At 63.0% G+C, this 11,233-nt stretch carries 11 protein-coding genes; 7 read left to right on the top strand and 4 right to left on the bottom strand.

From position 1 onward, the window contains the following. Positions 1-121: 121 nt before the first annotated feature. The gene (locus tag VFF99_RS11285) at positions 122-454 is read right to left on the bottom strand and encodes a site-specific integrase (RefSeq protein ID WP_414691532.1); all 333 of its coding nucleotides are present in this window, start codon (positions 452-454) and stop codon (positions 122-124) included. Positions 455-517: 63 nt separating this feature from the next. Here VFF99_RS11285 and VFF99_RS11280 point away from each other — a divergent pair, with 63 nt between their 5' ends. After that, a complete protein-coding gene (locus tag VFF99_RS11280) occupies positions 518-1,279 on the top strand; it encodes a hypothetical protein (protein ID WP_325017899.1) in 762 nt (253 codons plus the stop codon). Between the two features lies 1 nt (position 1,280). On the opposite strand, the gene VFF99_RS11275 is transcribed toward VFF99_RS11280, so the two are convergent. Beyond that, entirely contained in the window at positions 1,281-1,649 is a 369-nt protein-coding gene (locus tag VFF99_RS11275; RefSeq protein WP_325017897.1) for a helix-turn-helix transcriptional regulator, read from the bottom strand. 107 nt (positions 1,650-1,756) lie between these two features. On the opposite strand from VFF99_RS11275, the gene VFF99_RS11270 reads away from it, so the two are divergent. Next, positions 1,757-2,041 (top strand): hypothetical protein, encoded by a 285-nt coding sequence (locus VFF99_RS11270; protein ID WP_325017895.1) that lies wholly within the window; start codon positions 1,757-1,759, stop codon positions 2,039-2,041. 140 nt (positions 2,042-2,181) lie between these two features. Continuing rightward, positions 2,182-2,526, top strand: a complete 345-nt coding sequence (locus VFF99_RS11265) for a YggL family protein (RefSeq protein ID WP_325017894.1) — start codon at positions 2,182-2,184, stop codon at positions 2,524-2,526. Positions 2,527-2,580: 54 nt separating this feature from the next. Here the strand turns inward: VFF99_RS11265 and VFF99_RS11260 are convergent, their stop codons facing one another. After that, the gene (locus VFF99_RS11260) at positions 2,581-3,072 is read right to left on the bottom strand and encodes a MarR family transcriptional regulator (protein WP_325017892.1); all 492 of its coding nucleotides are present in this window, start codon (positions 3,070-3,072) and stop codon (positions 2,581-2,583) included. Between the two features lie 190 nt (positions 3,073-3,262). Here VFF99_RS11260 and VFF99_RS11255 point away from each other — a divergent pair, with 190 nt between their 5' ends. Both VFF99_RS11255 and VFF99_RS11250 read left to right on the top strand, forming a co-directional pair. Further along, positions 3,263-4,426 (top strand): efflux RND transporter periplasmic adaptor subunit, encoded by a 1,164-nt coding sequence (locus VFF99_RS11255; RefSeq protein WP_325017889.1) that lies wholly within the window; start codon positions 3,263-3,265, stop codon positions 4,424-4,426. Between the two features lie 41 nt (positions 4,427-4,467). Beyond that, positions 4,468-7,566, top strand: a complete 3,099-nt coding sequence (locus VFF99_RS11250; RefSeq protein WP_325017888.1) for an efflux RND transporter permease subunit — start codon at positions 4,468-4,470, stop codon at positions 7,564-7,566. A gap of 59 nt (positions 7,567-7,625) precedes the next feature. On the opposite strand, the gene VFF99_RS11245 is transcribed toward VFF99_RS11250, so the two are convergent. Further along, positions 7,626-8,315 (bottom strand): GntR family transcriptional regulator, encoded by a 690-nt coding sequence (locus tag VFF99_RS11245; protein WP_325017886.1) that lies wholly within the window; start codon positions 8,313-8,315, stop codon positions 7,626-7,628. 197 nt (positions 8,316-8,512) lie between these two features. Between VFF99_RS11245 and tcuA the strand changes: the two genes are divergently transcribed. Both tcuA and tcuB read left to right on the top strand, forming a co-directional pair. Beyond that, positions 8,513-9,919: an FAD-dependent tricarballylate dehydrogenase TcuA gene (gene tcuA, locus VFF99_RS11240; RefSeq protein WP_325017884.1), complete on the top strand. Its 1,407-nt coding sequence runs from the start codon at positions 8,513-8,515 to the stop codon at positions 9,917-9,919. Next, positions 9,906-11,081: a tricarballylate utilization 4Fe-4S protein TcuB gene (tcuB, locus tag VFF99_RS11235; protein ID WP_325017883.1), complete on the top strand. Its 1,176-nt coding sequence runs from the start codon at positions 9,906-9,908 to the stop codon at positions 11,079-11,081. The genes tcuA and tcuB overlap by 14 nt, the downstream gene beginning before the upstream one ends. Positions 11,082-11,233 lie beyond the last annotated feature (152 nt).

The following is an 11,233-nucleotide window of genomic DNA, read 5'->3' as shown; positions in this document are numbered from 1 at the left end:
TTCACCGGCACTCCCGCCTCTGCTTGCTTCAAAAACCCGATGATCTGCTCGTCGGTAAATCGCTTCTTCACGTTCGTTCTCCCTGTTGAAAACGAACTTTACTAGATCACCGTGGCACTGTTTATTGGGGGCACATCACTGTTACTGCAGCAAGCTCCACAACATTCGGTAGCTTCTCCGACAGCCTGCTGGTGGCTTCATGTCTCAGCGTATGGAATACCACTCCCTCAAGTCCGGCCCTCTCACAGGCCCTAGTGAATGCCTTCTTGACCGCATCGGCAGACACAGGAAAGACCCTTGGACCATCCTTCGGCACTGCTTCCAGTATGGCTACAGCTCTTGAGGACAGGGGAATAGTTCGAGCTTCCCCGTTCTTGGTAGTCGGCAGGTAAGCCGTTCTCCTCTGTAAGTCGATGTCCCGCCACGTCAGGCCAAGAAGTTCTCCTCTTCGCATCGCGGTTTCCAGTGCAAGCTGTACAAGCGGTTTCATCCAACGGTGCCGGTGTTCGAAAGCCTGGTGTCGAAAAGACGTCCGCCGTTTGCCGACCTTGTCGATAGCCATGTCGAAAGCCTGTGGCGAGAGACGCGTTACAACCCGGGACTGGCTTATTACTGCCTTGGCGCGGTGCTGACGCGCCTGTCGGGTGTGCATGGATTGGGCTATCACCTCGGCGACGAAAACCAGTCTATCGTCAGCCTGCGCATGCTCGGGGCATACGGGCTATCGCAGGCGCGCACGAGCTTGGACAAGACCGTGCTCTCCGCCGATGCCATGGCGGGGCTCGACGCTGTCATCCTGGATCTGGTGCTGCGGAACGAGTGTGCGGGGCTGTGCGCAAGCAAGCTGTACGGAAGCTCGCACGACTTGCGTCTCTACCCTCTATGGCGCGCGGCCGCTGTGCTGCTCGATACCGAGGTCTCGCGGGCACCGCACCGGACCGAGCCGCCTGCGCTGCCGGTGTTCGGCGGCGATGCGAACCTCGGCACGCCCGGGTCGGGCACGCTGGCGGACGGGCTGCAGAAATTCCGGGATGTCGACTTCCCGCCCTTAAATGCCAGTGCGGGAACCTTGGCACGGCTCGCCGAAAAGCTGGAAACGCAGCCCTGGCCGCACAACCCGGACAAGGAGAAGTGGCTTCAATCGCTGGAGCTGGCACATGCCGGAACCTATCGCGGCATGACTGTGGATGCGGAGGACTACCGCCGCCGGTTCATTTCCAGGCTGCTCGGCGAGCTGGAGGCAGGCGCACAGGAGTACGAGGTGCGCCTGTTGGCATAGTTCAGCGTTTCGCTTCGTGCTTGGCCTTCAATACGCTGCACAGCCTCTCGACGAGCTCTAACACGAAGAGGCGATCTTCAACCGGCAGACCTTCGATCATCCGCAGCAGGACCTGTGCCTGATCGTCGGGGCGGATACTGGTTTCGGTGACGAGCTCTTCGATCGGGCATTCGAGCACGTCGGCCAGGCGCATCAGCTTGACGACGGACGGCAGGGTCTTGCCCCGTTCCATGCGGCTTACCGCCTCATAACCGATACCCAGCTTCTCGCCCACCTCATACTGGGTGAAACCTTGCATTTCCCGGCGCTTGCTGATCAGCTTCCCGATTTCTTTCGCCAGGGCGTTATCGTCGTCCGATTTCTTCATCATTTCTCCATTCGCCCGGAATGGTCGAGTGGCGACCAGTTGACGGGAAGAACCGAATGGGTTGAAATACGTCGAGATAAGTTGAGTGTAGCCTTGACGGGAGGACTGGAATGGATACTTGGCACAGGATCAAGCTGAAAATCGCGCGCGCCGGTGCGTCGCTACGCATTTCACGGATTGTCGCTGGCTGGAACCGAAGGCCGCGCTGGACCTTCAGCGAATGTTTCTGGTGGCTGGTCCCGTCTTTCCGGGAATTCCGGGATGCGCACAGGGCGTGGGTCCGCACGGTTTTCGGTGTCGAGGAAAGAAAATATGTCCGCTATTACTTCGTCCATCACCCGCGGGCCATCGTGGAAGTTTCCGTGCGAATCATTGTCTACACTCGCGAAGAGTGAATTCCGGCGGCTATAATTGCGCACGCTAGAAATTGAGCACTTGCCCGGCCATGGCTTCAGCAGAACGCGATGCTGTTCTGCGTCGTGCCGGGCTCACAAGGATCGCCGCGTTCGCGGCCTACATTCTCGATAGGACAGAAATGCCAGCACAAGTAAAAGGCAAGTACAACACACGCCAACGCAAGAAGCTCCGGCTTGGCGAATTCCAGGAACTCGGGTTTGATGTATCGGCAGGCATGGCCAAGGAGCTTACCCAGGCCGAGCGCGAAGCATTCATCAATGCATTGATCGACGCGGTCGCCGAGCGCGGCCTGCTTTTCGGCGGCGGATTCAACGGCGGCTTTGAAGGTTTCGTGGTGGTCGACGCGCTGCGCGGTTCCGTCACCGAGGAACAGCGGGAATCGTTCCGCAAGTGGCTTGAGGCACGGCCGGAATTGAAGGACGTCGTGGTCGGCCCGCTCAAGGATGCGTGGTACAGCACCTGATTTCGGATCTCACGTGATGCCCAGATGGCGGACCATAGCGGTCCGCCATTTTTTTCATGCTTTCTCTTGTCCTTGCTGCATGCAGTATTCGTCATGCTCCAGCAGGTTCTGGTGCATCCGCTGCATGATCTCCAGACCGGCCTCGATTTCATCAGAGCTCAGGCCTTGCATCATGACCGAGCGCAGTTCGCTCATCGCATCCTCAATCAGCGCTACCTGGCGCGCCGCCTTCGGCGTCAGCAGGGAATACTTCATCCGCTTGTCGTCCGGCGAGGCCACGCGGCGTATCAGCTCCTGCTTTTCCAGTTGATCCAGGAGGCGGACGAGCGTCGGCCCCTCGATGCCCAGGCGCCGCGCAAGCTCGCGCTGGAACAACCCCTCCGGATTGCGATGCAATTGCATCAACACCTGTTGCATTGACTGGTTCAGGCCGAAGGGCTTGAGCCGCTGGTTGATTTCGTACCGCCACGCCCGCGACACGTTGCCGATCATCTGGCCAAGCTCGCGCTGGCGTTCCGCTTTGCCGGGCTTTCTGCTGGTTGTCATTGGTTGCCGATACTTTCTGATATTTGCCGATACTTGCTTATACGTAGCAATTCCACGGACGAACGCGGAACGTATACAATCCCCGGCAATCATAAATTCATTAGCATTGCTATCGAATCTATCGGATTTTACGCGACTTCTTCCCGCAGCAAAGCAGTTGTCGAGACGACTGCACAGGCATCCAGTCATCATGCAAACACGACAAAAAATTATTGCCACGGCACTTGCCGTCCTGGCACTCCTGGTCGGCGCGTACTTCCTTGCTCCCGGAAAATCCGCGCCGCCGCCGGCTCCCGCGCGCGACTCCGCGCAACTGGTCAAGACGGTGCTCGCGGCCAAAAAGCCTGTCGCCGTCACGCTGCGCGCCAATGGTTACGTCACCGCCCTGAACTCGGTCGAGGTCCGGCCGCAAGTGCAGAACGTGGTGCGTAGCGTGCATGTGCGCGAAGGGCAGGACGTCAAGGCAGGTGATCTGCTGTTCACGCTGGACCAGCGTGCCGGCCAGTCGGAGGTGGCACGTGCGCGGGCAGAGCTTGCCACCTCGCGCGCCGACCTCAGCGATGCGGAGGCAACGCTCAAGCGCAACCAGGATCTGGTCGCGAAAGGCTTCGTGTCGCAGGCCGTGGTGGATGCCGCGCGCAGCAAGGTCGAGGCCTTGCGCGGCACGGTCCGGGCCAATGAAGCCGCCATCGAGTCGAGCGCGGTTGCGCTGGGCAACAACCGGATCACGGCGACGATCAGCGGAAGGATCGGGGCGATCAGCGTGCGCCCCGGCAGCCTCGCGCAACCGGGAGGCGATCCGATGCTCACGATCGCCCAGCTTGACCCGATCGCAGTCTCCTTCACCTTGCCCGAGCGCCAGCTTGCCGTCATCACCGCCACCTATCCCGAGGGCAATGCGCCCCTGACCGCCCGGCTTCCCGGCGGCGGGCACATCGACGGCCGCCTGTACTTCATCGACAACACCGCGGATACGCAGAGCGGCACCATCCGCATGAAGGCGCAGTTCCCGAATGCAGAGCGGCGGCTCTGGCCGGGAACCTTTGTCACGGTGGAAATGGTGTCCCGCACGCTGGAAGACGCCGTGGTCGTGCCCGCGCAGGCCGTCGTGACCGGCCCCACCGAAAAGTTCGTCTATGTCGTCCAGCCGGACAACACCGTGCGCCCGCAGACGGTGGAAGTGGTGTCGATCGACAACGGGATGGCAGCGATTGCCGGCATTGCAGCTGATACGCGGGTCGTGATGGAAGGAACGCAGAACTTGCGGCCGGGAGGCAAGATCAAGGAATCGAGCGGTGAAATGAATCCGGCGCAGAACTCCGGCGGCGAAACGCGTACCCCCGCCGGCGCCTGAAGCCTGAGCGCGGCAACCCATCCAGTAAAGCAGGTATTTCCGTGAATATTTCCGAGTTATGCATCCGGCGTCCGGTGATGACCGTGCTGCTGTCGATCGCGGTGGTCGTGGTGGGCCTGTTTGCCTATCGCGCGTTGCCGATCGCGGCGCTTCCCAGCTATAACACGCCGGTCATCAATGTCTCGGCCTCGCTGCCCGGCGCCAGTCCCGAAGTCATGGCGGCATCGGTCGCGACGCCGCTGGAAAAGCAGTTTTCCACCATCGCCGGCCTGCAGACCATCAGTTCCAGCAGTTCCCTCGGCAGCACCTCGATCACCCTGGAATTCGAGCCCAGCCGCGACATCGACGCCGCGGCGGTCGACGTGCAGGCGGCGCTGCTGCGCGCCCAGCGCGGCCTGCCGGACGAGATGACCTCGCTGCCGTCCTACCGCAAGGTCAACCCGGCCGACGCCGCCATCCTGTTGCTCGCGTTGACTTCGCCGTCGATGTCGCTGTCCGAGCTCAACGACTATGCGGAGAACCTGATTTCTCCCTCGCTTTCCACCATCAATGGCGTCGCCCAGGTGCAGGTGTACGGCCAGCGCCGCTACGCGGTGCGGGTGCGGGTCAATCCCGAAGAGCTGGCGGCGCGCAACCTGACGATGGAGGAACTGGCAACGGCCCTGCGCGCGGCGAACGCAAACACGCCCGTGGGCGTGCTTGATGGACCACGCCAGACATTGACGCTGCAGGCGAACCGGCAGTTGCAGAATGCCGCAGAGTTCGCCGAACTGATCGTCAGCAGCAAGGAGGGCGTCCCGGTGCGCCTGCGCGACGTGGCGGCGGTGGAAGACAGCGTGGAATCGGTCAAGAGCGGAAGCTGGGCGAACGGCAAGCCTTCCATCGTTCTCGCCGTTCAACGCCAGCCGAATGCGAACACGGTGCAGGTGGTCGACGGCGTGAAGGCGACCCTGCCGCAGTTCAAGTCGCAGATGCCGGCCTCGATCGACGTGCAAGTGCTGAACGACCGCTCCACCTCCATTCGCGAAGCGATCCATGATGTCGAACTGACGCTGCTGCTGACCGTCGGCCTGGTAGTGCTGGTCATCCTGCTGTTCCTCAAACGGCTGTCGGCCACCGCGATTCCCGCCTTGTCGCTGCCGATTTCCCTGGTCGGCTGTTTCGCGCTCATGCAATGGCTTGGCTACAGCCTGAACAATGTGTCGCTGCTCGGCATCACCATTGCCGTCGGCCTGGTTGTCGACGATGCCATCGTCATGCTCGAAAACATCGTGCGGCACATGGAAGAGGGGCTCGATCCGCTGTCGGCGGCGCTGAAAGGGGCGCGCGAAGTCAGCTTCACGATCGTGTCGATCTCGATTTCGCTCGTCGCCGTCTTCATCCCGATCTTTTTCATGCCGGGCGTGATCGGCCTGCTGTTCCACGAATTCGCGGCCGTGGTGTCGCTTTCCGTGCTGGTATCGGCGGTGGTGTCGCTGACGCTGGTGCCGATGCTGTGCAGCCGCTACCTGAAGCACGCGCACGGCGGCGAGGCGCGCCGGGAAAACTGGGTGATCCGCGGCTTCGAGCACGGGTTCAACGCTTCGCTGCGCCTGTACGAGCGCTGCCTCGACTGGGCGCTGGCGCATCGCCTGACCGTCATGCTGCTCGCAGCGGCCACCTTTGCACTCACCGCGGTCGTGTTCATCACGATTCCCAAGGGCTTCTTCCCGACGGAAGACATCGGCCAGATCAGCGCCACGATCGAAGGGCCGGAAGATGCGTCCTATCCGACGATGGTGGGCATCATCACCAACGCGGCCGACATCGTGCAGCGCGACCCGAACGTGATCAGCGTGACCGCGCGCGCGAGGGAAGGGAATACCGGCAACCTGTTCATCGGGCTCAAGCCGCGCGGCGAGCGCGCGCCGATGAATACCGTACTGCGCGACCTGCGCCGCAAGCTCGGCAACGTGCCGGGCGTGCAGGTGTACCTGACGCCGATCCAGAACCTGCGCCTCGGCGGCCGCTCCAGCGCCAGCCGTTTTCAGTTCGTGATGCAAAGCGTGCGCTCCGACGAACTGGCCGACTGGGCGGAAAAAATGCAGGCGGAGCTGCGCTCGGATGCCCGTTTCCTCGACGTGACCTCGGACTCGCAGATGAGCGGACTGCAGGCGGTGGTCGATATCGACCGCGACCGCGCCAACGCCGCCGGCGTGCAAATCCAGGATATCCGCAGCGCCTTGTACAGCGCCTACGGCGAGCGGCAGGTCTCGACGATCTTCACCAGCAGCAACAGCTACTCGGTGATCATGCAGGATGCGAATGCCGGCAAACAGGACGAGAACGACTTGCGCAAGATCCATGTGCGCAGCAATACCGGCGCCCTCGTGCCGCTGACCAGCGTGGCCACGGTGCGCCGCGACGCCGGCCCGATCTCGGTGAACCACCAGGGGCAGCTGGAAGCGATCACCCTGTCATTCAACCTCGCGCCCGGCTTCCCGCTCGGCGACGCGACCGCGCGCATCGATGAGATGAAGGCGAAGATCGGCATGCCGGCGAGCGTCATCACGTCGTATGCGGGCGACGCGGCGGTCTTCCAATCCTCGCAGGCCAGCCAGGCGGCGCTGCTGGTGCTGGCGGTGGTGGTGATCTACATCCTGCTCGGCGTGCTGTATGAAAGCTACATCCATCCGATCACCATCCTCGCCGGCCTGCCGTCGGCGGCGGTCGGCGCACTGATCACGCTGGCCATGTTCGGGATGGAGCTGACGCTCATCGCAACGATCGGCATCCTGCTGCTGATCGGCCTGGTGAAGAAGAACGCCATCATGATGATCGACTTCGCGCTGGATGCGCAGCGCACGCAGGGCATGGCGCCGGCGGAGGCGATCCGCACCGCCTGCCTGCTGCGCTTCCGTCCGATCATGATGACCACCGTGGTTGCCATCGTCGGCGCATTGCCGATCGCGCTCGGTTTGGGGGCGGGGGCGGAACTGCGGCAGCCGCTTGGATTGGCGGTGGTCGGCGGGCTGCTGTTTTCGCAGGTGATTACGCTGTTGATTACGCCGGTGATTTATCTGCTGCTGGATCGGTTCAGCGGCAAGGGGCCGGTGCAGATCGATGAGAAGGCGCTGGCGGAGGCGGGGGCGGGGAAGTAGGCTGGCGGAGAACCGGACGGCTCCTTCCCCCTTCCAGGGGGAGGGAACTTGTCCAAGCCTTAGCCCTTCTCCTCAAACAACACCTTCATCCGCGCCTTATACGCCGCACGAATATGCGACCGCGCCGCCGCCTCCGCCGCCTCCGCATCCCGCTTCTCGATCGCAGAAACAATTTCCTCGTGCTCATTGATCGCCGTTGAAGACCGCCCCGGCAGGGCAAGCGTCGTATGCCCCAGCAAGGCCATCGACTCGCGCAGCGTGCTCAGCGTCTTCAGCAGGTAGCGGTTGTGCGCGCTCTGGTACAGCGTGTCGTGGAAGGACTTGTTGTTGCTGGATAGCTCGGCGGGATTGTCGCCGATGGTCCGGTCTTTCTCCGCCAGCCGCCGCAGCATGGCGATTTCCGATTCCGTCGCATTGCGCGCTGCCAGTCCTGCGGCCGTTCCCTCCAGCACTTCGCGCATGACGTACAGCTCGTCGACCATCTGGTGGTCGAGCTCGGTCACAATCATGCCCCGGTTCGGGTCGTTCGCCACCAGCCCGTCGTTGAGCAGGCGGCCCAGCGCTTCACGCACCGGCGTGCGGCTGGTGCCCAGCCATTGCGCCACTTCAACTTCGCGCATCCGCGTGCCCGGCGTCAGGCGGCCCGACTGGATCGCATCCCGGATCTGCCGGTAAGCCAGCTCGCCGCGCGGAATCGCGGCCTTTTCCGGTGTCTGGAAAGTGGGAGGGGAAGGTTGCTCTAGGGCCATCGCTTCAAGCCTTCTGTGAAATGGTTGCAATTGTCGTCGGGCCCAATGGTATCTCGCCGGCCCGCCGTGCGCCTATGATAGCTTCCCCCGAAAGTTTTGCATACCAATGTATACAAACGTATGCATAGTAATGTATGCTGCTGTATACATTGATGGCGGCGGTTCTTGTTGCGTAACTCACATGGTGGAAGAGACACATGAAGGTTGATGTATTGGTCATAGGCGGCGGCAACGCGGCGCTATGCGCGGCCCTGATGGCGCGGGAGGCGGGCGCGAGCGTGCTGATACTGGAAGCGGCCCCGCGCGAGTGGCGCGGCGGAAATTCCATCCACACGCGCAACCTGCGCTGCATGCATGACGGACCGCAAGACGTGCTGGTGGATGCCTATCCGGAGGAGGAGTACTGGCAAGACCTGCTCAAGGTCACCGGCGGCATCACCAATGAAAAGCTGGCGCGCCTGACCATCCGCGCGTCGTCGAATTGCCGTGACTGGATGCGCAGACATGGCGTGCGCTTCCAGCCGCCGCTCTCAGGCGCGCTGCATGTGGCCCGCACCAACGCCTTCTTCATGGGCGGGGGCAAGGCGCTCGTCAATGCCTACTACCGGAGTGCCGAGGCGATGGGCGTGCAGGTGCGCTACAAGGCCCCGGTCGATGCCATCGAACTGGACAACGGCCGCTTCGTCGCTGCCCGCGCCGGCGCCGAGCGCATCGAGGCGCGCGCCTGCGTGCTGGCCGCCGGCGGCTTCGAATCCAACCGCGAGTGGCTGCGCGAGGCCTGGGGCCAGATCAACGGCGAGTGGGTGGCCGACAATTTCCTGATCCGCGGTACCCGCTTCAACATGGGCGTGCTGCTCAAGTACATGATCGAGGCCGGCGCCGATTCCATCGGCGATCCGACGCAATGCCATTCCGTCGCCATCGACGCCCGCGCGCCGCTGTACGACGGCGGCATCTGCACCCGCGTCGACTGCGTGTCGCTCGGCATCATGGTCAACAGCAAGGCCGAGCGCTTCTACGACGAAGGCGAAGACTTCTGGCCCAAGCGCTATGCGATCTGGGGCCGGCTCGTTGCGCATCAGCCGGGACAGATCGGCTATTCGATCATCGACAGCAAGGCGATCGGACGCTTCATGCCGCCGGTCTTCCCCGGCGTGAAGGCCGACACGCTCCCGGAACTGGCGCGCAAGCTCGCGCTGGATGAGCGTGCGTTCATGCGCACCGTCACCGAGTACAACGCCGCCTGCCGCGTCGGCACATTCGATCACGCCGTGCTGGACGATTGCCACACCGAAGGACTGAGCCCGCCGAAGACGCACTGGGCGCGCCCGCTCGACACCGCCCCGTTCTACGCCTATGCGCTGAGGCCAGGCATCACCTTCACCTATCTCGGACTGAAGACCGACGAGACCGCCGCGGTGCATTTCGGCGGCGAGCCCAGCCCGAACCTGTTCGTCGCGGGTGAAATGATGGCCGGCAACGTGCTCGGCAAGGGATACACCGCTGGCGTCGGCATGTCCATCGGCACCGCGTTCGGACGCATCGCGGGGACCCAGGCCGCCATGGCCGCAGGCAAACAAGGAATTGAACATGCAGCAGCTTGAAACATTGATCAACGACGCGCGCAGCCTGGCGGCTGCCACGCCTATGGCCCTCAGCGCCAACGAAGCCGAAGTCGGCCGCCAGATGCAGATCTGCAATGCCTGCCGCTATTGCGAAGGCTTTTGCGCGGTCTTCCCGGCGATGACGCGCCGGCTGGAATTCGGCAAGGCCGACATCCACTTCCTCGCCAACCTGTGCCACAACTGCGGTGCCTGCCTGCATGCCTGCCAATACGCGCCGCCGCATGAATTTGCGGTCAACGTGCCGCAGGCAATGGCCAAGGTGCGCATGCAGACCTATGGCGACTATGCGTGGCCGCCGGCGCTGGGCGCACTCTACAAGCGCGCGGGACTGACGCTGGCCCTCGCCACCGCGGGCGGGCTCGCACTGTTCCTGGTGCTGACGCTCATGGTCACCGGTTCGCTGTTCCATGCGCCGCTGGCCGGCAACTTCTATGCGATCTTCCCGCACAACACACTGGCGCAGATGTTCGGCGCGGTGTTCGGCTTTGCGGTACTGGCGCTCGCGCTCGGCGTGCGCAGGTTTTGGCGCGAAGTGACGCCGGCGCAATTCCTGAAAGCCGCGTCCGGCGAATCCGTGGCCGAGGCCACCGGCAACGTGTTGCGCCTGAAATACCTCGACGGTGGTCACGGCGACGGCTGCAACGATGCGGACGACCGCTTCACCTTGTGGCGCCGCCGTTTCCATCACTTCACCTTCTACGGCTTCATGCTGTGCTTCGCCGCCACCTCCGTCGCGACCTTGTACCACTACCTGTTCGGATGGGAAGCGCCGTATGCGCTGACCAGCCTGCCCGTGCTGCTCGGCACCGCGGGCGGCATCGGCCTGCTGATCGGGCCGGCCGGCTTGCTGTGGCTGAACCTGCGGCGCAACCCGGTGCACGGCGACGCCGAACAGAAACCGATGGACCGTGGATTCATCGTCTTGCTCCTGCTGACCAGCCTGACCGGGCTGGCCCTGCTGGCCTGGCGCGACACCGGCGCGATGGCGCTGCTGCTTGCGCTGCACCTCGGCGTCGTCATGGCGCTGTTCCTCACGCTGCCTTACGGCAAATTCGCGCACGGCATTTTTCGCAGCGCCGCGTTGCTGAAGTGGGCGATCGAAAAACGCCAGCCCAGCAATCTCAAGCTGGCGGAGGACTGACAGGTACCCATCATGGAATAGCACGGCCGCAGCAGGGGAACCGCCCGCAGACCGCCAAGGGCACGAAGAGTGATTTCTTCGTGCCTTTCGCGGTCTTCTTTGTTTATGGCCCTTCATCTTCCGCTGCTTGGGAGCGACACAAATCCAAGCGC

It is taken from the genome of Noviherbaspirillum sp. (genome assembly GCF_035654295.1).
In the GTDB taxonomy this organism is placed as follows: domain Bacteria; phylum Pseudomonadota; class Gammaproteobacteria; order Burkholderiales; family Burkholderiaceae_D; genus Noviherbaspirillum.
This window is presented reverse-complemented; position numbering and strand designations above follow the sequence as displayed.